The sequence below is a fragment of the Pantoea sp. genome (assembly GCF_032114055.1).
Taxonomy (GTDB): Bacteria; Pseudomonadota; Gammaproteobacteria; order Enterobacterales; family Enterobacteriaceae; genus Pantoea.
The window spans coordinates 169,657-191,560 of record NZ_DAMCTB010000009.1 but is presented as its reverse complement, the minus strand read 5'-3'; the positions used below and the strand labels follow the sequence as shown (position 1 = coordinate 191,560).

Annotated in this window: 23 protein-coding genes; 11 read left to right on the top strand and 12 right to left on the bottom strand. The window is 56.4% G+C overall.

Annotation, left to right across the window (positions count from 1 at the left end):
* The first annotated feature begins 144 nt into the window (after positions 1-144).
* The 6 genes from cysZ (at position 145) to crr (ending at position 5,101) form a co-directional block, all read left to right on the top strand.
* Positions 145-912: a sulfate transporter CysZ gene (cysZ, locus tag RT657_RS15590; protein WP_293772843.1), complete on the top strand. Its 768-nt coding sequence runs from the start codon at positions 145-147 to the stop codon at positions 910-912.
* Between the two features lie 141 nt (positions 913-1,053).
* Complete coding sequence (gene cysK / locus RT657_RS15585) at positions 1,054-2,025, top strand: cysteine synthase A (protein WP_313655526.1); 972 nt, start codon at positions 1,054-1,056, stop codon at positions 2,023-2,025.
* Between the two features lie 19 nt (positions 2,026-2,044).
* Positions 2,045-2,239, top strand: a complete 195-nt coding sequence (locus RT657_RS15580) for a hypothetical protein (RefSeq protein ID WP_313655525.1) — start codon at positions 2,045-2,047, stop codon at positions 2,237-2,239.
* 172 nt (positions 2,240-2,411) lie between these two features.
* Entirely contained in the window at positions 2,412-2,669 is a 258-nt protein-coding gene (gene ptsH / locus RT657_RS15575; RefSeq protein ID WP_003848868.1) for a phosphocarrier protein Hpr, read from the top strand.
* Between the two features lie 161 nt (positions 2,670-2,830).
* Entirely contained in the window at positions 2,831-4,558 is a 1,728-nt protein-coding gene (gene ptsI / locus RT657_RS15570) for a phosphoenolpyruvate-protein phosphotransferase PtsI (RefSeq protein ID WP_313655524.1), read from the top strand.
* Between the two features lie 42 nt (positions 4,559-4,600).
* A complete protein-coding gene (gene crr / locus RT657_RS15565; RefSeq protein WP_008926530.1) occupies positions 4,601-5,101 on the top strand; it encodes a PTS glucose transporter subunit IIA in 501 nt (166 codons plus the stop codon).
* Between the two features lie 59 nt (positions 5,102-5,160).
* On the opposite strand, the gene RT657_RS15560 is transcribed toward crr, so the two are convergent.
* The 10 genes from RT657_RS15560 to RT657_RS15515 form a co-directional block, all read right to left on the bottom strand.
* The gene (locus RT657_RS15560) at positions 5,161-6,501 is read right to left on the bottom strand and encodes an ATP-binding protein (protein ID WP_313655522.1); all 1,341 of its coding nucleotides are present in this window, start codon (positions 6,499-6,501) and stop codon (positions 5,161-5,163) included.
* A complete protein-coding gene (locus RT657_RS15555; RefSeq protein WP_313655521.1) occupies positions 6,498-7,178 on the bottom strand; it encodes a response regulator transcription factor in 681 nt (226 codons plus the stop codon). Before RT657_RS15555 ends, RT657_RS15560 begins: the two co-directional genes overlap by 4 nt.
* 166 nt (positions 7,179-7,344) lie before the next feature.
* Positions 7,345-8,229 (bottom strand): cysteine synthase CysM, encoded by an 885-nt coding sequence (gene cysM / locus RT657_RS15550; RefSeq protein ID WP_313655519.1) that lies wholly within the window; start codon positions 8,227-8,229, stop codon positions 7,345-7,347.
* A gap of 81 nt (positions 8,230-8,310) precedes the next feature.
* Entirely contained in the window at positions 8,311-9,399 is a 1,089-nt protein-coding gene (gene cysA / locus RT657_RS15545) for a sulfate/thiosulfate ABC transporter ATP-binding protein CysA (protein ID WP_313655517.1), read from the bottom strand.
* Positions 9,389-10,264 carry a sulfate/thiosulfate ABC transporter permease CysW gene (cysW, locus tag RT657_RS15540; RefSeq protein ID WP_313655515.1) on the bottom strand — a complete coding sequence of 292 codons (876 nt, stop codon included), beginning with the start codon at positions 10,262-10,264 and terminating at the stop codon, positions 9,389-9,391. Before cysW ends, cysA begins: the two co-directional genes overlap by 11 nt.
* Positions 10,264-11,097 carry a sulfate/thiosulfate ABC transporter permease CysT gene (cysT, locus tag RT657_RS15535; protein ID WP_313655546.1) on the bottom strand — a complete coding sequence of 278 codons (834 nt, stop codon included), beginning with the start codon at positions 11,095-11,097 and terminating at the stop codon, positions 10,264-10,266. The genes cysW and cysT overlap by 1 nt, the downstream gene beginning before the upstream one ends.
* Positions 11,097-12,098, bottom strand: a complete 1,002-nt coding sequence (locus RT657_RS15530; RefSeq protein WP_409521010.1) for a sulfate ABC transporter substrate-binding protein — start codon at positions 12,096-12,098, stop codon at positions 11,097-11,099. Before RT657_RS15530 ends, cysT begins: the two co-directional genes overlap by 1 nt.
* 261 nt (positions 12,099-12,359) lie before the next feature.
* On the bottom strand, positions 12,360-12,977 hold the full coding sequence (locus RT657_RS15525; protein WP_313655512.1) for an RpoE-regulated lipoprotein: 618 nt from the start codon (positions 12,975-12,977) through the stop codon (positions 12,360-12,362).
* Positions 12,978-13,042: 65 nt separating this feature from the next.
* Positions 13,043-13,510, bottom strand: a complete 468-nt coding sequence (locus RT657_RS15520) for a DUF2919 domain-containing protein (RefSeq protein ID WP_313655511.1) — start codon at positions 13,508-13,510, stop codon at positions 13,043-13,045.
* The gene (locus tag RT657_RS15515; RefSeq protein WP_111139352.1) at positions 13,500-13,925 is read right to left on the bottom strand and encodes a GNAT family acetyltransferase; all 426 of its coding nucleotides are present in this window, start codon (positions 13,923-13,925) and stop codon (positions 13,500-13,502) included. Before RT657_RS15515 ends, RT657_RS15520 begins: the two co-directional genes overlap by 11 nt.
* A 208-nt stretch (positions 13,926-14,133) precedes the next feature.
* Between RT657_RS15515 and amiA the strand changes: the two genes are divergently transcribed.
* From amiA to ampH, 5 genes are all read left to right on the top strand, one after another.
* Positions 14,134-14,982, top strand: coding sequence for an N-acetylmuramoyl-L-alanine amidase AmiA (gene amiA, locus RT657_RS15510; RefSeq protein ID WP_313655509.1), 849 nt, complete (start codon positions 14,134-14,136; stop codon positions 14,980-14,982).
* A 99-nt stretch (positions 14,983-15,081) separates the two neighbouring features.
* Positions 15,082-15,996 (top strand): oxygen-dependent coproporphyrinogen oxidase, encoded by a 915-nt coding sequence (gene hemF, locus RT657_RS15505; protein ID WP_313655508.1) that lies wholly within the window; start codon positions 15,082-15,084, stop codon positions 15,994-15,996.
* Positions 15,997-16,341: 345 nt separating this feature from the next.
* Positions 16,342-17,292, top strand: a complete 951-nt coding sequence (gene tal, locus RT657_RS15500) for a transaldolase (protein ID WP_128086606.1) — start codon at positions 16,342-16,344, stop codon at positions 17,290-17,292.
* Positions 17,293-17,349: 57 nt separating this feature from the next.
* Positions 17,350-19,350: a transketolase gene (gene tkt, locus RT657_RS15495; RefSeq protein WP_313655507.1), complete on the top strand. Its 2,001-nt coding sequence runs from the start codon at positions 17,350-17,352 to the stop codon at positions 19,348-19,350.
* 256 nt (positions 19,351-19,606) lie between these two features.
* Positions 19,607-20,770, top strand: coding sequence for a D-alanyl-D-alanine-carboxypeptidase/endopeptidase AmpH (gene ampH / locus RT657_RS15490; protein ID WP_313655506.1), 1,164 nt, complete (start codon positions 19,607-19,609; stop codon positions 20,768-20,770).
* Here ampH and RT657_RS15485 read toward each other — a convergent pair.
* Together RT657_RS15485 and RT657_RS15480 are read right to left on the bottom strand one after the other, a co-directional pair.
* Entirely contained in the window at positions 20,767-21,771 is a 1,005-nt protein-coding gene (locus RT657_RS15485) for a DUF1176 domain-containing protein (protein ID WP_313655545.1), read from the bottom strand. The two genes, ampH and RT657_RS15485, sit on opposite strands and share 4 nt — an antisense overlap.
* Positions 21,734-21,886, bottom strand: coding sequence for a hypothetical protein (locus RT657_RS15480; RefSeq protein WP_313655548.1), 153 nt, complete (start codon positions 21,884-21,886; stop codon positions 21,734-21,736). The genes RT657_RS15485 and RT657_RS15480 overlap by 38 nt, the downstream gene beginning before the upstream one ends.
* Positions 21,887-21,904 lie beyond the last annotated feature (18 nt).

Here is a 21,904-nt window from a genome sequence, read left to right as displayed (position 1 = left end):
AGTGCAAGTCTGTGCACTATTTTCTGACAAATAAGATAGATAACCCACGCTTTTTCGCTGTTTTTTTACCCAAACGGCATCTGGTCTGGCGAAAAAGCCAGGTTATAGTGAGCGCGCCTTCACACCTTCAGGAGAAATGGCTTTATGGCCCGTGAGAATTCCGTCTCAGATTTTAATGGCATGCACTACTTTAACCAGGGCTGGAAACTGGTGCGTCTGCCTGGCCTTCGGCGCTTTGTCGTGATGCCACTGCTGATCAACATCATTATGCTGGGCGGTGCTTTCGTCTGGCTGTTCTATCGGCTGGGCGACTGGATCCCGCGCCTGATGGCGCATATTCCCGACTGGCTGCAATGGCTGAGTTATCTGTTATGGCCGCTGTCCGTCATTGCCATTGTGCTGGTGTTCAGTTACTTCTTTTCGACGCTGGCCAATCTGATCGCCGCCCCATTCTGCGGCCTGCTGGCAGAGCAACTTGAAGGGCGTCTGACCGGCAAGCCGCTGCCTGACAGTGGCTGGGCAGCAATGGTCAAAGATGTTCCGCGCATTATGAAGCGGGAACTCCAGAAGCTGGGTTACTACCTGCCCCGCGCGCTGGGTCTGCTGCTGCTCTACTTTATTCCCGGCTTTGGTCAGACCATTGCGCCTGTGCTCTGGTTCCTGTTCAGCGCCTGGATGCTCTCTATCCAGTATTGCGACTATCCGTTCGACAACCATAAAGTCCCGTTCCGGCAGATGCGTAACGCCCTGCGTCAGCACAAAACGGCCAACATGCAGTTTGGCGCGCTGACCAGCCTGTTCACCATGATCCCGGTACTGAACCTGGTCATCATGCCGGTCGCAGTCTGTGGTGCGACAGCCATGTGGGTCGATCGTTATCGGTCGCAACTGGCCCGCAGTGATGTGCGCTAAAACCAGCACTACGCCTTATGCTCTTTTCAGAGAGGCTTATTGCCGGGTGACATATAGATATACGATTTCTTTCCTTCCGCACCCAGGCAGAACAGGTATGCTCATAGGGTTCCCAATAATTCATACAGTTAAGGGCAGGCTATGAGTAAGATCTATGAAGACAACTCTTTGACAATTGGTCATACGCCATTGGTTCGACTGAACCGCATCGGTAACGGCCGCATTCTTGCGAAAGTTGAATCCCGTAACCCGAGCTTCAGCGTTAAATGCCGTATCGGTGCCAATATGATTTGGGACGCAGAAAAACGCGGTATTCTGAAACCCGGAGTTGAACTGGTAGAGCCGACCAGCGGTAACACGGGTATCGCTCTGGCCTATGTGGCGGCCGCACGTGGCTATAAACTGACGCTGACCATGCCGGAAACCATGTCAGTGGAGCGGCGCAAGCTGCTGAAAGCATTGGGCGCGACGCTGGTGCTGACCGAAGGTGCTAAAGGCATGAAAGGCGCTATCGGCAAAGCGGAAGAGATTGTGGCCAGCGATCCGGACAGATATGTCCTGCTACAGCAGTTCAGTAACCCGGCTAACCCGGAAATTCATGAAAAAACCACGGGTCCGGAAATCTGGGAAGACACCGATGGCGAAGTCGATGTCTTTATCGCCGGTGTCGGCACCGGCGGCACGCTGACTGGCGTGAGTCGTTATATTAAAAACACCAAAGGTAAAAAAGATCTGATTACCGTTGCGGTCGAACCAACCGACTCTCCGGTGATTGCCCAGGCGATGGCGGGTGATGAGATTAAACCGGGCCCGCACAAGATTCAGGGCATCGGCGCAGGCTTTATTCCGGGTAACCTCGAGCTGAACCTGGTGGATCGCGTCGTGGCGATTACCAACGAAGAGGCGATCAGCACGGCGCGCCGGTTAATGGAAGAGGAAGGTATCCTGGCGGGTATCTCATCCGGCGCTGCCGTAGCCGCTGCGCTGAAGCTGCAGGAAGATGAGACGTTCGCCAATAAAAATATCGTCGTTATCCTCCCCTCTTCCGGTGAACGCTACCTGAGCACCGCGCTGTTTGCCGATCTTTTCACCGAAAAAGAGCTGCAGCCTTAGTCGCGGCGAAAGTCTTAAAATGAGTAAAAAAGCACCCGCACGGGTGCTTTTTTGTGGCGCAGATCTCACTTTCATCACCCGGCAGATTGATTTCAGTGATGCCGCTCTGGTATTTAGACTGCCAATTATTTCGATGCCTGAAATTAATCCGCCTTTGAAGTGGATCAAGCTGAATCGATTTACGGATTCAGTGAAACGGCGAATCACGGCATAATTAACCGGTGACGTGTAGAATCGGTTTTGAGACGCAACGGATTGTCGTATTGACGCAGAGGCGTCTTTGGTCAGCAGGATGCTATACCCGCGCACCGACACAGGCTAAAGTAGAGGCTCCAGGCTAGACTTTAGATCCATAAAACTCATTCTGATAACGTTGGGGAAATAGAATGTTCCAGCAAGAAGTTACCATTACTGCACCAAACGGCCTGCACACTCGCCCAGCGGCGCAATTCGTTAAAGAAGCCAAAGCTTTCCAGTCAGAAATTACTGTGACCTCTAACGGTAAATCAGCCAGTGCGAAAAGCCTGTTCAAACTGCAGACTCTGGGTCTGACTCAGGGCACCGTTGTGACACTGTCTGCAGAAGGTGAAGATGAGCAGAAGGCCGTTGAGCATCTGGTCAAACTGATGGCTGAACTGGAGTAATCTCCGCTCAGCTCTCCAGCAAATCGACTCCTCTGCGCCATTGAGTGCAAACATCTTGATCGCGGACAACCTGTCCGCGTTATTGCTTTCGTAGAGTACGTGTCCCGCGACAATGGCACCGCAAAGAGTCCCATCAGCCATCGTGATTAAAAGGTAGCGTTATGATTTCAGGCATTTTAGCATCACCAGGTATCGCTTTCGGCAAAGCACTGCTGCTGAAAGAAGACGAGATCGTCATCAACCGCAAGAAAATTTCTGATGACCAGGTTGATCAGGAAGTTCAGCGCTTCCTTGATGGTCGTAGTAAAGCGGCCACACAACTGGAAGCGATTCGCGTCAAAGCGGGTGAAACCCTGGGTGAAGAGAAAGCAGCGATCTTCGAAGGCCACATCATGTTGCTGGAAGATGAAGAGCTGGAGCAGGAAATCATCGACCTGATCAAAAAAGATCACGCGTCTGCCGATGCCGCTGTCTACTCGGTCATTGATGGCCAGGCGAAAGCCCTGGAAGAGTTAGATGACGAATACCTGAAAGAGCGTGCGGCTGATGTTCGCGACATTGGTAAGCGTCTGCTGCAAAATATCCTCGGTCTGCACATCGTTGACCTGAGCGCGATTCAGGAAGAATCCATTCTGGTGGCCAAAGACTTAACGCCGTCAGAAACCGCACAGCTGAACCTGAAAAAGGTGCTGGGCTTTATTACCGATCTGGGTGGCCGTACTTCACACACCTCTATCATGGCGCGTTCGCTGGAGATTCCGGCGATTGTTGGTACCGGCAACGTCACCACCGCAATCAAAAACGGTGACTTCCTGATTCTGGACGGCGTCAACAACACGATTCACGTCAATCCTTCTGAAGCGATTCAGGAAGAGCTGAAAGCCGTACAGAACCAGTATCTGTCGGAAAAACATGAGTTAGCCAAGCTGAAGGATCTGCCAGCCGTCACGCTGGATGGCCATCAGGTTGAAGTCTGCGCCAACATCGGTACCGTGCGCGATATCGCTGGTGCTGAACGCAATGGCGCAGAAGGTGTGGGCCTCTACCGCACCGAATTCCTGTTTATGGACCGCGACTCGCTGCCAAGCGAAGAAGAGCAGTTCCAGGCGTATAAAGCCGTTGCTGAAGCGATGGGCTCACAGGCCGTCATCGTGCGTACCATGGATATTGGCGGTGACAAAGATCTGCCCTACATGAACCTGCCGAAAGAAGAGAACCCGTTCCTCGGCTGGCGCGCAATCCGTATCGCCATGGACCGCAAAGAGATTCTGCATGCGCAGCTGCGCGCCATCCTGCGCGCCTCCTCTTTCGGTAAACTGCGCATCATGTTCCCGATGATTATCTCAGTTGAAGAAGTCCGCAGCCTGAAAGCAGAGCTGGAATTGCTGAAAGCGCAGTTGCGTGAAGAAGGCAAAGCTTTTGATGAAAGCATTGAAGTCGGTATTATGGTGGAAACGCCAGCTTCGGCTGTAATCGCGCATCATCTGGCGAAGGAAGTCGACTTCTTCAGTATCGGCACAAACGATCTGACGCAGTATACTCTGGCGGTCGATCGTGGTAATGATTTGATCTCACACCTGTACAATCCAATGACGCCGTCTGTGCTTAACTTAATTAAGCAAGTCATTGATGCATCTCACGCTGAAGGTAAATGGACCGGCATGTGTGGTGAGCTGGCAGGTGATGAACGTGCTACACTACTGTTACTGGGAATGGGGCTGGACGAGTTCAGCATGAGTGCCATTTCTATCCCTGGCATCAAGAAAATCATTCGTAATACTAACTTTGAAGATGCGAAGGCATTGGCAGAGCAGGCCCTGGCTCAACCGACAGCGGAAGATTTAATGAATCTGGTTAACAAATTCATTAAGGAAAAAACGCTCTGCTAATCTGCATGATGCTGGCCCCAAATTACTGCTTAGGAGAAGATCATGGGTTTGTTTTCTAAACTTTTTGGCGAAAAAACGGATAGCGCTGGGACTATTGATATCGTAGCGCCTCTGTCAGGCGAAATCGTGAATATTGAAGACGTACCAGATGTGGTGTTTGCAGAAAAAATCGTGGGCGACGGTATTGCCATCAAGCCCAGCGGCAACAAAATGGTTGCGCCTGTTGATGGGACTATCGGTAAGATTTTTGAAACCAATCATGCTTTTTCGATTGAATCTGACAACGGCATTGAGCTGTTCGTACACTTCGGTATCGATACCGTTGAACTGAAAGGCGAAGGCTTCAAGCGTATCGCTGAAGAAGGCCAGAAGGTCAAAAAAGGCGATGTGGTTATCGAGTTCGATTTGCCACTGCTGGAAGAGAAAGCAAAATCAACCCTGACGCCGGTTGTCATCTCCAACATGGATGAAATCAAGGAACTGATTAAGCTGTCTGGCCAGGTGACCGTGGGTGAAACTCCGGTGATTCGCATCAGAAAGTAAGCGTTTATCTGTAACATAACGGCACCTTCGGGTGCCGTTATTGTTTCTGCTGTGCTCTCTCAGGGCCGCCAGCGTGGCAGACGCAGTGTGAGCTCCAGTCCCCCTTCTGGCCGATTCCGGGCCTCAACTTCACCATGATGTGCCAGTATCACTTTGCGCACGATAGCCAGCCCCAGACCATACCCCTTTCCCATCAGCGACGAGTTAACCCGCACAAACGGGTCAAAGATGCTGGAGAGTTTCTCCTCATCAACGCCCGGTCCCTGATCGCGCACCTGAATCACCAGCCACTGCTGTTCCGTTCGCAGATATACCTCAATCTGTTGCCCCGGCGGAGAAAAGCGCAACGCGTTGCGTAGCACATTCTCTGTCGCGCGCCGTATCAGCTCCGCATTACCACGGACGGTGTAATCTACCCGACCGTCAACCTGAAGGGCTACCTGCACGCCAGGCACCTGCGCTTCATAGCGGACATCGGCGATCACGGCCTGCAGCAGACCGGTCAGATCGACATATTGCTCATCCGGAATGCTTTCATATTCGGCCCGTGACAGTGTCAGCAGCTCACCGATCATTTTATCCAGCCTGCGCGCCTCTTCATCAATGCGATCAAGCGAACTGTTAACATTTTCGGGTGTCTGGCGCGCCAGTCCGGTGGCCAGTTGCAGCCGGGCCAGCGGTGAACGCAGCTCATGCGAGATATCATGCAGCAGCTCTTCACGGGCGCGTACCAGGGTATCCAGCCGCTCAACCATGGCATCAAAAGCTTCAGCAACGGTAGAGAGTTCGTCGCGGCGCCTGCGCATGACTGGAAAAAGCCGGACGCGTAAATCCCCTTCCGCGACCCGGGAAAAGCCTTCCCGCAGCTGACGCAGGGGACGCGTAAGATTCCAGGCCAGCAGCAGGCTAAAGAGCAGCCCCACTGAACCGGCAAAAATAAACATCGGTTCAGGAATGTTGAGAAACCGGCGCGGCATCCGGGTCATGGTGCTGTCTTTGCGAATGCCATCCAGGTCGTAGCGCAGCTGATAGGATTTGCCATCGGCGCCCTGCACCCAGCGTACCACCTCTTCAGGGAAGCGCCCGTGGATAGCCTGATTCACGCGATTCTCAGCGGACGGAGGCTGTGCCAGTTGGGTGACGTGGAAAAACTGCCGGTCGCCTTCGCTCCAGTCCGACAGCATCGCCGTCAGCGCCTCAGGCCCGCTGCGCTCCAGCACTGACGCGGCAGAGGTCATCTGCAAATCGACGATGCGCCGAATCGCGACGATTTCCGGCGGATCATGCCGTTTACCTGACAGCGTAAAGCCAAGCCAGATCAGCTGGCTCATAATGACAAACACGATCCAGAAGCCGATGAAGATCTTCCAGAACATGCGTCCCCGGTAGTTCTGCCTCATCGTATGCGATAGCCGATACTGCGGACGGTTTCAATGTTAATACTGTCTGCGGTCAGCGCACTGAGCTTCTGACGGATGTTGCTGATATGCACATCGACACTGCGATCATAGGCTTCACGCGGGCGGCCCAGCCCCTTCTCTGAGAGCTCATCTTTTGAAACCACTCTGTCCGGCGCGCGCAGCAGCAGGTCGAGCAGGTTAAATTCCGAGGCGGTCAGGTCAAACGGCCTGCCCTGCCATTCACTCACGCGGGTAGCCGGATTGAGCGAAAGCTCGCTCCAGCGCAGCGGCTCTTTCGACTCGGGCAGCGGTGGCTGCTCCTCGAAACGGCGTAATACCGCACGCAGACGCGCCACCAGTTCGCGCGGATAACAGGGCTTAGGCATATAATCATCCGCGCCCATCTCCAGACCGATTACCCGATCGATATTGTCGCCCCTGGCAGTCAGCATAATCACCGGTATGCGGCTTTTCTGGCGCACCTGGCGCAACACGTCAATACCGCTCATATCAGGCAGCATGATATCCAGAATCAGGGCGGTGTAAGCGCCCGAAAGCGCCCCCTCTATTCCGGCGCTGCCGGTGAGAACCAGCTGGGCGTCGAACCCTTCTGCAATCAGGTACTGGCTTAACATCGTGCCTAATTCAACATCATCATCAACAAGCAAAATTTTCATGGTTATCTCTCAGCAGAACTGGCGCTATTTTGTCCTGTCGCTGACGTTCACGCAGCCTGATTTACGCGATCCTTACAGATTCATTATCCCCGTAGCGGGCAATTCTGGCGAAAAAAAAACCTGTGGGCGGTAAACGCACACAGGTCTGATGCCGTCTCAGTCAGGGTTACTGATGATAGAGCCCGGTTGAGAGATAACGATCGCCACGATCGCAGGCGATCGCCACCACCACGCTGCCAGGATTGGTCTGTGCAATACGCAATGCCCCCGCGACCGCGCCGCCCGAACTGACGCCGCAGAAAATCCCTTCGCGCCGTGCCAGCTCCCGCATCGTCTCTTCCGCTTCTTTCTGCGTCATGTCCATCACGTCATCCACCAGATCGGGTCGGTAGATTCCCGGCAGATAGGCCAGCGGCCAGCGGCGGATGCCCGGAATGCTGCTGCCTTCGCTGGGCTGCAGACCGATTACCTGCACGCCGCTGTTCTGCTCTTTGAGGTAGCGTCCGACGCCGGTGATCGTGCCAGTGGTACCCATGCTGGAGACAAAATGGGTCATGCGCTGGTTCGACTGCTGCCAGAGCTCCGGGCCGGTGGTCTGATAGTGACCCAGCGGATTGTCGGGATTGTTGAACTGGTCCAGTACCCGGCCTTCACCGCGTGCAGCCATCGCCTGGGCCAGATCGCGGGCGCCTTCCATACCCTGCTCCCGGGGCACCAGAATCAGCTCCGCACCATAGGCCCGCATGGCATCCTGCCGCTCCTGACTCATGTTGTCCGGCATCAGCAGACGCAGACGGTACCCTTTCATGGCCGCGATCATCGCCAGCGCGATACCGGTGTTGCCACTGGTAGCTTCGATCAGCTGATCGCCCGGTGAAATCTCTCCGCGCCGTTCCGCCTGATGGATCATCGACCAGGCCGCACGATCTTTCACCGAACCGGCCGGGTTATTCCCCTCCAGCTTCAGCCAGACTTCACTGCCGTTGGCGGGCGTCAGGCGCTGCAGTTTAATCAGCGGCGTATTGCCGATGGTGTTTTCAAGAGTCGTCACGGTGTGGTTCCTGGCCTGTTACAAACGAGAGGCGAAAAAAAGGCGGGAGTGACACTCCCGCCCGCTGTTGATGTGAAAATATCAGGCGCTCTGCGCAAAGGCAACTGCGCGCAGCGGCTTGTCGCCCTTATAGAGGCGTGCCTGCTGTAACCCCACAAACAGACGCTCACCGCGAATCGGGGCCGTCTGCTCACCTTCAAACACCAGCGAGAAGGGTTCGCTCTGCCAGCCAACAGGCTGAACCACCAGCTGCCAGAAATGACCGCGCGGGCTGACTTCCAGTACCTGAACCGGCAGAGGCGTTTCCAGGCTGCTGCGTCGCGACACGTCGATCTCCCACGGACGCAGGAACAGCTCAACCGCACCCTGATGGGCAGAGGTGTAGCCCAGCGGCCAGTGGTGCGCGCCGACGTGGAACTGCGATCCCTGGATCTCGCCATCAAAGCGATTCACTTCCCCCAGGAACTCCAGCACAAAGCGGGTCGCCGGTTCACGCCACACATCGTCTGGCGTGCCAGCCTGTTCGATATTACCCTGACTCATCACCACCACGCGATCGGCGACTTCCATCGCCTCTTCCTGATCGTGGGTCACAAATACACTGGTAAATTTCAGCTCTTCATGCAGCTCACGCAGCCAGCGGCGCAGCTCTTTTCGCACCTGTGCATCCAGCGCACCGAAAGGTTCATCCAGCAGCAGGATTTGCGGCTCAACGGCTAACGCTCGCGCCAGCGCCACACGCTGTTTCTGACCGCCCGAGAGCTGAGCCGGAAAGCGGTTCGCCAGATGGCCCAGCTGCACCATCTCCAGCAGACGGGTAACACGCTGTCTGATCTCCGCCGCAGAAGGACGTTCACGGCGTGGCAGGACGGTCAGACCAAAGGCGATGTTGTCGAAGACGGTCATGTGGCGGAACAGTGCATAGTGCTGGAAAACAAACCCGACCTGACGATCGCGCGCATGCAGGCGGCTGACATCAGTGCCATGAAAACGGATCTGACCGCTGTTCTGATGCTCCAGCCCGGCAATGATGCGCAGCAGCGTGGTTTTACCCGAGCCTGATGGGCCAAGCAGCGCCACCATTTCACCCGAGGCAATATCCAGAGAGATATCGTTCAGCACCGAGGTGCGACCAAAGGATTTGTTGATCTTGTTAATCTCAATGCTCATGATTTCCCTCCTGTTGCAGACGTTTGTGCTGCTGCTCTAAGCGCCACTGCAGGATGCTTTTTAGAAACAGCGTCACAATTGCCATCAGGGTCAGCAGCGCGGCCGCGGTAAAGGCGCCCACCGTGTTGTAGTCCTGATGCAATAATTCAACCTGAAGCGGCAAAGTATAGGTTTCACCGCGAATCGATCCCGAAACCACTGAGACCGCACCAAATTCACCAATCGCACGGGCATTGGTCAGCACAATGCCGTACAGCAGCGCCCAGCGAATGTTCGGCAGCGTTACGCGCCGGAACATCTGCCAGCCGGAAGCGCCCAGCAGCACCGCCGCTTCATCTTCATGGCTGCCCTGACTCAGCATTACCGGTACCAGTTCGCGCACCACAAACGGACAGGTCACAAACACGGTCGCCAGCACCATGCCCGGCCAGGAAAACATAATCTGAATGTTATGGGCATCCAGCCAGCCGCCCGCCGGCCCATTAACGCCCCAGAACAGCAGATACATCAGCCCCGCCACCACTGGCGACACTGCAAAAGGAATATCAAACAGGGTCAGCAGCAGCTGGCGCCCCAGGAAGGTAAAGCGCGTAACCAGCCAGGCCAGCAGCGTGCCAAATACCAGGTTAACCGGTACAGTGATCAGCGCCACCATTACCGTCAGCCAGATCGCATGCAACATGTCCGGGTCAGAAAGATTGCTGAGGGCCGCGATCAGCCCCTGATTCAGTGCTTCCCAGAAGATAGAGATCATCGGCACGACCAGCAGCAGAATCGAAACCAGCGCCCCGATGCTAATCAGCAGCCATTTGGCCCAGTTCACCGGCTGACGCGCCGCGTGATTAAGTTGCGAAACCTCAGCCATCAGTGGCCTCCCAGACGACGGCCAAAGCGGCTCTGTAATGTGTTAATCGCAAACAATAGAATCAGTGAGGCCATCAGAATAACCGACGCGATGGCGCTGGCCGCCGGATAGTCGAACTCCTGCAGACGGACAAAAATCATCAGTGACGTTACTTCCGTTTTCCAGGCAATGTTGCCCGCGATAAAGATGACGGCACCGAATTCCCCCAGGCTGCGGGTAAACGAGAGCGCCGTGCCTGCCAGCAGCGCCGGGGCCACTTCCGGCAGCACGACGCGGCGGAAGCTCTGCCACGGCGTAGCGCCCAAGGTTTCGGCCGCCTCTTCATACTCCGGGCCTAACTCCTCCAGCACTGGCTGAACGGTACGCACCACAAACGGAATGCTGGTAAAAGCCATCGCAATGGCGATACCAATCCAGGTGTAGGAGATTTTGATGTCGAAATGGGCAAACCACTGTCCGTACCAGCCGCTGACAGAGAAGAGTCCGGCCAGCGTCAGACCCGCCACGGCGGTCGGCAGAGCAAACGGCAGATCCATCAGGCCATCCAGCAGCGCGCGTCCCGGGAAGCGATAACGGGTCAGGATCCACGCCATCAGCATGCCGAAAACGGCATTAAACAGGGAGGCGACGCCGGCCGAAAGCAGCGTTACTTTATAGGCTGCCACCAGCTGCGGATTGGTCACCACATCCCAGTACTGCTGCAGCGTCATCTGAGACAGCTGCATGATGACTGCACTGATCGGCAGCAGCAGAATCAGGCAGGTAAAGAGCAGGCTGGTGCCGAGGCTGAGCCCAAAACCAGGCAGAACGCGTTTATGGCTGGCTGCAAACATCATTCGCGCCCCGCCGCTAAGAGCTGGTCAAGCTCGCCACCACTGGCGAAATGAGTCTTCATCACCTTATCCCAGCCGCCAAACGCCTCTTCTACCCGGAACAGCGTGGTCTGCGGAAAACGATCTTTCTGCGCCGACATCAGCTGAGGGTTATTTACGCGATAGTAATAACCGGTGATGATATTCTGCGCTTCTGGCGTGTAGAGGTAGTTCAGATAGGCAGTGGCGGCCGCTGTGGTGTTGTTGAGGGCGACATTTTTGTCCACCCAGGCAACCGGAAACTCCGCCAGAATATCGGTTTTCGGCACGATGACTTCATACTCATCTTTGCCGTACTGGTTGCGAATGTTATTCACTTCCGACTCGAAGCTAATCAGCACGTCGCCCAACCCGCGCTCGGCAAAAGTGGTGGTCGCGCCGCGGCCGCCGGTGTCGAACACTTCCACATTTTTCAGAAACTGCGCCATAAAGGCCCGGGTCTTAGCCTGGTCGCCCCCGTCCGCTTTATCCGCTGCGCCCCAGGCGGCCAGATAGGTATAGCGGCCATTGCCAGAGGTTTTCGGGTTAGGGAAAATTAGCTTCACATCGCTGCGGATTAAATCAGACCAGTCGTGAATCTGTTTTGGATTGCCTTTGCGCACCAGAAACGCCATGGTGGAGTAGAAAGGCGAACTGTTGTTCGGCAGACGGCTTTTCCAGTCTGCGGCGATCAGGTTGCCTTTATCGTGCAGCACCTGCACATCCGTGACCTGGTTATAGGTCACCACATCCGCGCGCAGTCCCTGCAGAATCGCCAGCGCCTGTTTCGATGAACCGGCGTGCGACATCTTAATGGTCAGCGGATCTGCCGGATGCGCGGCGTCCCACTGTTTAACGAAGGGGGCATTCAGGGCAACAAACAGCTCCCGTGACACATCGTAAGAGCTGTTAAGAAGTTCAGTGGCGTTGACTGCGCCAGCCAGGCTCAGCGACAACGCGATACCGCTCACGACTTTATTCATCGCTTGTAATGTCATTTGGCACCCTGAAAAAGTTTGATGCGGATCTCGCCCGCTGAAGCATCAGTTTATTTATAACTCAGCGAAAACGAGTAACGGTTTTATATATCGTTTGATGATTTCAAAGTCGAAAAAAGCATAAGACGGCGGCAGAGTTTATGCTGAATTCAGCAAAAGCCGATGGCGGTGATAAGAGGTGTGCGGAACAGAATCGGGGGAGGCGTCAGCGGCCGCCGCGCGGGCGGCTCGCTGACAGGCAGGCACTTAACGCTGCCAGATGATTTTGCTGATTTTCCAGCTTTTCAGCGTATCGTCAGATGGCATCAATCCCTCTGGTCCATGCCAGTTGCCGTGATAGAGATAGGTCAAATGCTGACTGCCAGGCGCACGACAGGCCACGTCACGTGCATCCGCGCCGCTGGCCAGGGTGCAGTTGTTAAAGGCTTTCGTGAACTTCTCGCTGAAGGCGTCACCCACTTTACTGCCATCGTGGCTGACAATCGCGCTGTCCATCACCTCAATACGCTCGACCTGCGACTGCCCCTCAATCACCAGCTTCACCTTGCCGTCACTGAGCGCCTGCCAGAAAGAGACCACCTGGCCATTCTGGCTGCGCATCCCCTGACGAAGGGTATAGTCGCCATTCAGCCCGGCACTGATCGCGTCCTCTTTCATGGCGGTCGAGGCTGTCAGGCCGCCCACACCCTGTTCAGTGGCAGTTAGTGAGACACCGAACCAGTTCCACGGCAGCGCCGAGGACCAGTGATAACTGAGCGGATTCCACCAGCTTACCTGCTGGCTGCTGTCTGCGCCGGAACCCGAACTGGCACAGCCGCTTAACACCACAGCGGCGAGCAGTAACGTGGAACGAACAGCTTTCATGAAAACTCCTGTGAATACGAGGCCGGAAAGGCGGAACTGATTGGAGTCGCAAAGCGCCAAAAAGTTTAATTAAGATGCTGTTCGGGCAGAAAGCAGTCGCGGCAGCGCTGGCTGAAATGCAGCCAGAGCAGCGCCAGCAGGTCGAACAGCGTCAGCATCAGCGGCAGCGGCGAATTCAGCAGGTCGCCCTGAACAAACTGCATCGCCTGCCAGATCAGGTTCATCAGCAGCGACAGCGAGAGCACGCTGCGCCAGTGCTGCCAGAGTCGCGGCAGGCGCAGGCGATAGCCGGTCAGCAGCATGCCCGCCAGCGCCGGTAAGCCCAGCGCCAGACCTGTCCAGAACGCCTGACGATCCGGATAGAAGAGCACCAGCAGATCGTTGCCCTGCTGGCGCGACGCGCCGGCCATCACCAGCAGCAGCCACGTCCGCGCCTGAAGCAACAGGATCAGCCAGAAAAGAAACGGCAGCCGTAGCTGCCCTCTGGCGTCATATTCGTCCGGCAGGTAGCGCGGCGACGGTTTAGTACTCACGATCTTCGATCAGACGTTTGCCAAACAGCAGCGCATCCACCGGTTCATAATCGAGCTTCTCATAGAACGCCACCACCTGATCGTTCTCTTCACGAATCATCAGGTGCAGTTTCGGACAGCCGCGTGCAATCAGCTTTTTCTCCAGGCGGTTCATCAGGGCATTGGCAAAACCACGTCCCTGATAGTCAGGATGCACGGCCAGATAATAAGCCGCACCGCGATGACCATCGTAACCGCCCATCAGCGTACCCACGACCACCCCGCCCACTTCCGCGACCAGGAAGAGATCGGGGTCATGCTGCATCTTGCGTTCGATATCCAGCTCCGGATCGTTCCATGGCCGTAACAAATCGCAACGTTCCCACAGGGTGATCACTTCTTCAAAATCTTCCTGGCGGAAGGCGCGGATTTCCATCTTCTTTACCTGTAAATAAGCACAATTTGCTGATTATCACGCATTCTCTGCTACACGCAACCCTGGTCTGACGGGCGGCAAATAAAAAAGCGCAAATTTTCTGTTTGCGGCCTGCAATACAAAGTAATGCCCTGAAATGGTTCTGTGATCGCAGGCAGCGGAGCCTTAGGCTATAACACCGGCAGGATTTTTGTTACCGGACCCGCACATGCATCTGCTTAAACGTTTGATTCACCGTCGTCAGTTACTGCTTTCCGGGCTGGCTCTGGCCATTTTATCGCCACGTGCGGTTCAGGCCAGAGAGCAGTCGGCTCTTTCAGAGCGCCCGCGTCATCCGCGCCCGGCCTCCCCGTCAAAAAATGGTAAACGCATCGTGATGATCGATCCCGGTCATGGCGGCATCGATTCGGGTGCCGTTGGCGAAGAGGGCTCGGAAGAGAAACACATCGTGCTGGAGATTGCCGGTAACGTGAAGCGTCAGCTTCAGAGTCATCCGCGTATCGAAGTGCGTCTGACCCGCGACAGCGACCACTTTATTCCGCTCTATCAGCGTGTGGAGATCGCTCATCAGCATGGCGCGCATCTGTTTATGTCTATCCACGCCGATGGGTTTACCAGTCCCGAGGCCAGCGGCGCCTCCGTGTTTGCGCTCTCTAACCGCGGAGCCAGCAGCTCGATGGCGCGCTATCTCTCCCAGCGCGAGAACGACGCGGACAAAGTGGGCGGCGTGAAAGCGCAGCAGCAGGATCACTATCTGCAGCAGATTCTGTTCGATCTGGTGCAGACCGACACCATCAGGAACAGCCTGACGCTGGGCAAGCACGTACTGGATCAGATCCGTCCGGTGCATCATCTCCACAGCCAGCATACGGAGCAGGCGGCCTTTGCGGTGCTGAAGTCACCGTCTATTCCGTCAGTGCTGGTCGAAACCTCCTTTATTACCAATCCGCGTGAAGAGCAACTGCTCGGCACCACCGCGTTTCGCCAGAAAATCGCCTCTGCGATTGCCAGCGGCATCGTGAATTACTTTGATGAGTTTGACCGGCGCAACGCCTGATGCGGCGGGCCGGTTTGCACGCTGCCTCGCGCCGCACTCATGCAAGCGGCGCGGTTTGGCGTATAATCCGCTCAGACTAAACCGACGATAAGCGAAAAGATGGCTGATATTTCCCGCGTAAAAGCGTTCCTGCTCGCCCTGCAGGATGAGATTTGTAACCAGCTGGCGGCTGAAGATAGCGGCGCACAGTTTGCCGAAGATAGCTGGCAGCGTCCCGGCGGCGGCGGCGGCCAGAGCCGTGTCCTGCGCAACGGTGCCGTGTTTGAACAGGCGGGCGTAAACTTCTCCCATGTGCATGGCGATCAGATGCCCGCCTCGGCGACGGCACACCGTCCCGAACTGGCGGGTCGCAGCTTTGAAGCGATGGGCGTGTCACTGGTCATCCACCCGAATAACCCCTACGTGCCTACCAGCCACGCCAACGTGCGCTTTTTTATCGCCGAGAAACCAGGCGCCGATCCGGTATGGTGGTTTGGCGGCGGCTTTGACCTGACGCCGTTCTATGGATTTGAAGAAGATGCGCTGCACTGGCATCAGACGGCCGCTGACCTCTGCCAGCCGTTTGGCGAGGATGTCTATCCGCGCTATAAAAAGTGGTGCGACGACTATTTCTACCTGAAGCACCGGGATGAACAGCGCGGCATCGGCGGCCTGTTTTTTGACGATCTCAATACGCCTGACTTTGAGCAGAGCTTCAGCTTTATGCAGGCGGTGGGCCGTGGCTTTATCGATGCCTACCGGCCGATTGTGGCGCGCCGTAAAAATCACCCGTTTGGCGAACGCGAGCGCCAGTTCCAGCTCTATCGACGTGGCCGCTATGTCGAGTTCAATCTGGTCTGGGATCGTGGCACGCTGTTTGGTCTGCAGACCGGCGGCCGCACAGAGTCGATCCTGATGTCGATGCCGCCGCTGGTGCGCTGGGAATATGATTATCAGCCCGAAGCGGGCTCGCCAGAGGCTGCCCTCTATCGCGATTTCCTGCCGGTGAAAAACTGGCTCAACCTGCCCCTCTGACTGTCTCCGCCGCCGCAGTGCGGGTCTGCCCCCGCGCTGCGCTTACCGCTCTCCCCTTTTACATCCTCCGAATTACGGGGCACGGATTGCTACAGTGTTGCCTGCGTCATTTGTCCTGACTGCTATGCTTAAGGATGGAGTATGGCGCACTCACGGTTTACATCGCATGACGGCTTCTTCGCACCGCCCCGCAGCGCAACAATCAGAGAAACCGCATTTTCATCAGAAAGGCGCTGTTGCAATGTTATGGGTTCACGTTACCGGTAGCAGAATCCGCCACAGACCGGCTGCGAGGCCTGAGGTGCTCCCTGTTCGCTGTCACTTTTCTTTTCAAGGAGTTTAGAAATGAACCAGTTAGAAGCCCTAAAACAGTTCACCACCGTGGTGGCTGACAGTGGTGATATCGAATCGATTCGTCATTATCACCCCGAAGATGCCACTACTAACCCGTCACTCATTCTGAAAGCGTCCGGCCTGGAAGGGTATAAGCACCTGATGGACGACGCGATTGAGTACGCGAAAAAGCAGGGCGGCAGCAAAGAGACGCAGATCATCAATGCCAGCGACAAAGTGGCGATCAACCTTGGTATGGAGATCCTGAAAAGCATACCGGGCCGTGTTTCGACCGAAGTGGATGCGCGCCTCTCCTTCGATCGTGGCATGTGTGTGACCAAAGCAGAAAAACTGATCCGGATGTATGAGGAGCACGGCATCGACCGCTCCCGCGTGCTGATCAAGCTGGCCTCCACCTGGGAAGGCATCCGCGCGGCGGAAGAGCTGGAGAAGAACGGTATCCAGTGTAATCTGACGCTGCTCTTCTCCTTTGCCCAGGCGCGTGCCTGTGCCGAAGCGGGCGTCTACCTGATCTCCCCGTTCGTGGGCCGCATCTACGACTGGTATAACTCGCGTAAGCCGATGGAACCCTACGTGGCGGATGAAGATCCGGGCGTGAAATCCGTGCGTCGCATCTATGATTACTACAAAAAGCACCGTTACAGCACCATCATCATGGGCGCCAGCTTCCGTAAAGTGGAGCAGATTGTGGCGCTGGCCGGCTGCGACCGCCTGACCCTCTCGCCTAACCTGCTGGAAGAGCTGCAGAACAGCGATGCGCCGCTGGAGCGCAAACTGGAACCCTCTACCGAAGGCTTCCATCAGCCGTCACCGCTCTCCGAAGCAGAGTTCCGCTGGGAACATAACCAGGATCCGATGGCAGTGGAAAAACTCTCTGACGGCATCCGTCAGTTCGCCGTTGACCAGCAGAAGCTGGAAGATGTGCTTGCCGCACGCCTGTAGTCTTGATTTTAGTCGGGCGGGACTTTCCCGCCCTGATGCTTAATAAGGGAGAACTTTATGTCCTCACGCAGAGAACTGGCAAACGCGATCCGTGCACTCAGTATGGATGCGGTACAGAAGGCAAACTCAGGCCACCCCGGTGCCCCGATGGGCATGGCCGACATCGCCGAAGTGCTATGGCGCGACTTCCTCCAGCACAACCCGACCAATCCCGCCTGGCTTGATCGCGACCGCTTTATCCTCTCCAACGGCCACGGCTCTATGCTGCTCTACAGCCTGCTGCACCTGAGCGGTTACGACCTGCCGATTGAAGAGCTGAAAAATTTCCGTCAGCTGCACTCCAAAACGCCGGGCCACCCGGAGATCGGCTACACACCAGGCGTAGAAACCACCACCGGTCCGCTGGGCCAGGGGCTGGCTAACGCCGTCGGTTTAGCGATTGCTGAACGCACCCTGGCGGCGCAGTTTAACCGTCCGGATCATGAGATCGTCGACCACCACACCTACGTGTTTATGGGTGACGGCTGTCTGATGGAGGGGATTTCACACGAGGTCTGCTCACTGGCTGGCACCCTGGGTCTGGGCAAGCTGATCGGCTTCTACGATCACAACGGTATTTCTATCGACGGTGAAACGGAAGGCTGGTTTACCGATGACACCCACAAACGCTTCGAGTCCTACAACTGGCATGTGATTGGCGACATCGATGGTCATGACGCCGATGCTATCCGTGCGGCAATCCAGGAAGCGCAGAGCGTGACCGATAAGCCGTCGCTGATTATCTGCCGCACCATTATCGGCTTCGGTTCACCAAACAAGGCCGGTAAAGAGGAGTCACATGGCGCGGCGCTGGGTGAGGCCGAAGTCGCCCTGACCCGTAAACAGCTCGGCTGGAACTACCCGGCGTTTGAGATTCCGGCTGAGATCTATCAGCAGTGGGATGCCAAAGCCGCCGGGGCCGAGCGCGAAAAAGCCTGGAATGAAAAATTTGCGGCCTATAAAGCGGCCCATCCTGAGCTGGCGAAAGAGTATGAACGCCGCATGAATGGCGAGATGCCTTCGACCTGGGAAACGGAAGCAACCCGCTTCATTCAGGAACTGCAGGCTAACCCGCAAAAAATTGCCAGCCGTAAAGCCTCGCAGAACTCACTGGAAGCCTACGGTAAATTACTGCCAGAATTCCTGGGTGGTTCCGCTGACCTTGCGCCGAGTAACCTCACCATCTGGTCAGGCTCTAAATCGATCAAAGAGGACCCGGCCGGTAACTATATCCACTACGGCGTCCGTGAATTCGGGATGACGGCGATTGGTAACGGCATCGCGCATCATGGCGGCTTTGTTCCGTACACCGCGACCTTCCTGATGTTCGTGGAATATGCGCGTAACGCCGCGCGTATGGCGGCGCTGATGAAAGCCCGCCAGATCCTGGTCTACACCCATGACTCCATCGGTCTGGGCGAAGATGGCCCGACCCACCAGCCGGTAGAGCAGATCGCCAGCCTGCGCCTGACGCCGAACATGAGCGTCTGGCGTCCGTGCGATCAGGTGGAAACGGCGGTAGCGTGGAAAGCGGCAATCGAACGCCATCATGGTCCGACCGCGCTGATCCTCTCCCGTCAGAATCTGCTGCAGCCGGAACGCACCCCGGAGCAGATCGATAACATCAAACGCGGCGGCTATGTGCTGAAGGATTGCGAGGGTACGCCAGACGTGATTCTGATCGCCACCGGTTCAGAGGTGGAGATCACCCTGGGCGCGGCAGAGAAGCTCACCTCGGGTGGTCACAAGGTCCGTGTCGTGTCACTGCCGTCAACCGACCTGTTTGATGCGCAGGATGCCGCCTACCGCGAATCCGTTCTGCCTTCTGGTGTGAAAGCGCGTGTGGCGGTCGAAGCGGGCATTGCCGATTACTGGTTCAAGTATGTCGGCCTTGAGGGCGCGATTGTCGGCATGACCACCTTCGGCGAATCCGCGCCAGCAGGCGATCTCTTCGCGGAGTTTGGCTTCACGGTAGAAAACATCGTCAGCCATGCAGAAGCCTTACTGAAACCTGCATAATGCGCTGGCCCTTCCCGTCAACGCGGGAGGGGCCCTTTTCGCTTATTGCCCGCAACAGAAAAAAAAACTCTCTTTCCCTCTTCACGCCCTGCGCAAACTGATTACTATAGAGTTCCTGTTTAATGCTGCCTCTGCACGGCTGTGCGTCTGTTCCTGCAGCTATCTGGCTGGAATAATACCCTGCTGACCGGGTCTGTCCCCGCCAGCTTAAGGCAGATTTTCACTGAATTTTAGAGCGAAGCCACCTCCGTTGAACATGCGCACTTCCTATTTACTGGTCCTGATGGTTTCACTGCTTCCCCTGAAAAGCATGGCGCAGGTCGCGCCCGATCCGCTGCTGGCTTCACAGATTGTCGATCGCTATGCCGAGCATATCTTTTATGGCAGTGGTGCAACCGGCATGGCGCTGGTGGCGATTGATGGCAATCAGCGGGTCTTTGCCAGCTTTGGTGAAACCCGTCCCGGCAACAACGTCCGCCCACAAAAAGACTCGCTGATTCGCATCGCCTCACTGAGTAAGCTGATGACCAGCGAAGTGATGGTGAAGCTGGCAGAGCGCGGGCAGATTCGCCTTGACGATCCTCTGAGCAAATATGCGCCTTCCGGCACCCGCGTTCCCGCCTGGAATGGTCAGCCAATTCGCCTGATTAACCTGTCGACCCATACCAGCGGACTGCCACGTGAGCAGCCTGGCGGCAAAGCGCAGCGGCCGGTGTTTGTCTGGCCGACACGCAGCGAACGCTGGAGCTGGCTGTCACATGCGAATCTCAAAGCGGCCCCGGGCAGCAGTGCCGCCTATTCTAACCTGGGCTACGATCTGCTGGGCGACGCCCTGGCACGCGCCAGCGGCACGCCCTATCCTGCCCTGCTTCAGCAGCTGATCACCCGCCCGCTCGGCATGAAAGATACGACCTTCACGCCGTCGCCAGAGCAGTGTGGTCGCCTGATGGTGGCGGAAAAAGGCGCCAGCCCCTGTAACAACACTCTGGCGGCGATTGGCAGCGGCGGTGTGTACTCTACGCCGGATGATATGGGCCGCTGGATGCAGCAGTTTTTAAACTCTTCAGTTAACCACCGTACCCCGCAGATTGACCGGCTGCAGACGCTGATTTATCGTCGCGACCAGCTGAATAAAGTGGAAGGTATGGATGTGCCAGGCAAAGCGGATGCGCTGGGTATGGGCTGGGTCTATATGGGCCCCAAAAACGGCCGCCCTGGCATTATTCAGAAAACCGGCGGTGGCGGCGGATTCATCACCTATATGGCGATGGTGCCGCAGCATAACGTGGGCGTCTTTGTGGTAGTGACCCGCTCGCCGCTGACCCGCTTTACGCCAATGAGCGACGGTGTGAATAATATGCTGGCCGAACTGGTCGGCAACCAGTCCGGCTCACCAATGATGGTGCAGGCGATCCGCTAACGCTGCTGAACACTGCCATCAGACTGGCTGACCCACAGGGTTGGCCAGTCGTCACTGCTGTGCCAGGCGTCACAGGTGGACTCTTCCGCGTACTCCGCTAATACAAAGCGGGTGCCATCGAACTGCCAGCGTGTGGCAGTGCCGCAATCTCCCAGTCCCCGTCCTTTACCAAACGTGTAAAGCTGGCCGCTGGCCGCATCATAGTCTGCGTTTATCAGCTCCAGCTGCCGGTCACTGGTGCCCGGGGGCGTAAACGGCAGGGTCAGCGTGATGCCACGCGCCACATAAGGCGGGCTGCGCGTCACTTCAAACGCCAGATCGATCACGTTATAGGCCCCTCTCTCACAGCTGACCAGCAGCAGCGCGCGCTGGTCGGTCAGCGGAGCCACGCTGACTTCGCGGCGCAGCGGGTCCAGTGAGCAGGCATCAGTATTCACACGCCAGGTTCCGTAATCGATTAATCCGCTGGTTTCCTCGCGCGTCAGTGCTGCTGGCGGCATCACGGCAGGTGGCAGAGGCGGTAGTGCAGGCGGCGGCGGAACGTCCCAGCTGGCGCGTTCGCCACGCCTGATCCAGGCACTCATGCTATTGACCCGCCCCTGCGTATCATCCATCAGCAGCAGAGCCGCTTTCATGCCCCGCAGTGAGATGAGTGCATCAGGGTCGTAGGTGAGCTGCAGGGCTTTCGCCTCCATCACCAGATCAAAAAATTCATCAATGGCGATGGCATTACTGGTCGCAAGATGGTGAGGTTCGACCGTCCAGTGTTTGAGGTCAGGTTGCAGGCGGCGCTGATCGAGCAGCAGGTTATCCCTGAGCGGACCGCCGGGCAAGGCGCCACTGTAGGCGCTGCCATAGTCGATTCGCAGTAACGGGCGATCGTTAACGCCCGCATGACGCGAAATCGTCATCACCAGCCCTTTATCGCCAGGGATATTACGCGCCACGCAAAAGGCTTCGTTGTTACAGGTGATTTGCCAGTCGTTGAATGACTTTTGCAGTGGTTCCGCCTGAACAGAGGCAACCCACAAAGACGGCAACAGCCACAGCGATTTCATCCAGTACGACATCAAGAAAATCGATCTCCGAATAGTCAGAGAGAAGAGGATAGCGCATCAATGGGCCTGGCAAAGT

Excerpts from the sequence above, each read along its gene's own strand:
- amiA (WP_313655509.1), top strand. The coding sequence starts at position 14,134 with ATGCATCTGCTTAAACGTTTGATTCACCGTCGTCAGTTACTGCTTTCC.
- tkt (WP_313655507.1), top strand. The coding sequence starts at position 17,350 with ATGTCCTCACGCAGAGAACTGGCAAACGCGATCCGTGCACTCAGTATG.
- crr (WP_008926530.1), top strand. The coding sequence starts at position 4,601 with ATGGGTTTGTTTTCTAAACTTTTTGGCGAAAAAACGGATAGCGCTGGG.
- cysZ (WP_293772843.1), top strand. The coding sequence starts at position 145 with ATGGCCCGTGAGAATTCCGTCTCAGATTTTAATGGCATGCACTACTTT.
- hemF (WP_313655508.1), top strand. The coding sequence starts at position 15,082 with ATGGCTGATATTTCCCGCGTAAAAGCGTTCCTGCTCGCCCTGCAGGAT.
- RT657_RS15515 (WP_111139352.1), bottom strand. The coding sequence starts at position 13,925 with ATGGAAATCCGCGCCTTCCGCCAGGAAGATTTTGAAGAAGTGATCACC.
- cysK (WP_313655526.1), top strand. The coding sequence starts at position 1,054 with ATGAGTAAGATCTATGAAGACAACTCTTTGACAATTGGTCATACGCCA.
- cysT (WP_313655546.1), bottom strand. The coding sequence starts at position 11,097 with ATGTTTGCAGCCAGCCATAAACGCGTTCTGCCTGGTTTTGGGCTCAGC.
- tal (WP_128086606.1), top strand. The coding sequence starts at position 16,342 with ATGAACCAGTTAGAAGCCCTAAAACAGTTCACCACCGTGGTGGCTGAC.
- RT657_RS15580 (WP_313655525.1), top strand. The coding sequence starts at position 2,045 with ATGAGTAAAAAAGCACCCGCACGGGTGCTTTTTTGTGGCGCAGATCTC.
- cysW (WP_313655515.1), bottom strand. The coding sequence starts at position 10,264 with ATGGCTGAGGTTTCGCAACTTAATCACGCGGCGCGTCAGCCGGTGAAC.
- RT657_RS15525 (WP_313655512.1), bottom strand. The coding sequence starts at position 12,977 with ATGAAAGCTGTTCGTTCCACGTTACTGCTCGCCGCTGTGGTGTTAAGC.
- RT657_RS15555 (WP_313655521.1), bottom strand. The coding sequence starts at position 7,178 with ATGAAAATTTTGCTTGTTGATGATGATGTTGAATTAGGCACGATGTTA.
- ptsI (WP_313655524.1), top strand. The coding sequence starts at position 2,831 with ATGATTTCAGGCATTTTAGCATCACCAGGTATCGCTTTCGGCAAAGCA.
- RT657_RS15560 (WP_313655522.1), bottom strand. The coding sequence starts at position 6,501 with ATGAGGCAGAACTACCGGGGACGCATGTTCTGGAAGATCTTCATCGGC.
- ampH (WP_313655506.1), top strand. The coding sequence starts at position 19,607 with ATGCGCACTTCCTATTTACTGGTCCTGATGGTTTCACTGCTTCCCCTG.
- RT657_RS15480 (WP_313655548.1), bottom strand. The coding sequence starts at position 21,886 with ATGCGCTATCCTCTTCTCTCTGACTATTCGGAGATCGATTTTCTTGAT.
- RT657_RS15530 (WP_409521010.1), bottom strand. The coding sequence starts at position 12,098 with ATGAATAAAGTCGTGAGCGGTATCGCGTTGTCGCTGAGCCTGGCTGGC.
- ptsH (WP_003848868.1), top strand. The coding sequence starts at position 2,412 with ATGTTCCAGCAAGAAGTTACCATTACTGCACCAAACGGCCTGCACACT.
- cysA (WP_313655517.1), bottom strand. The coding sequence starts at position 9,399 with ATGAGCATTGAGATTAACAAGATCAACAAATCCTTTGGTCGCACCTCG.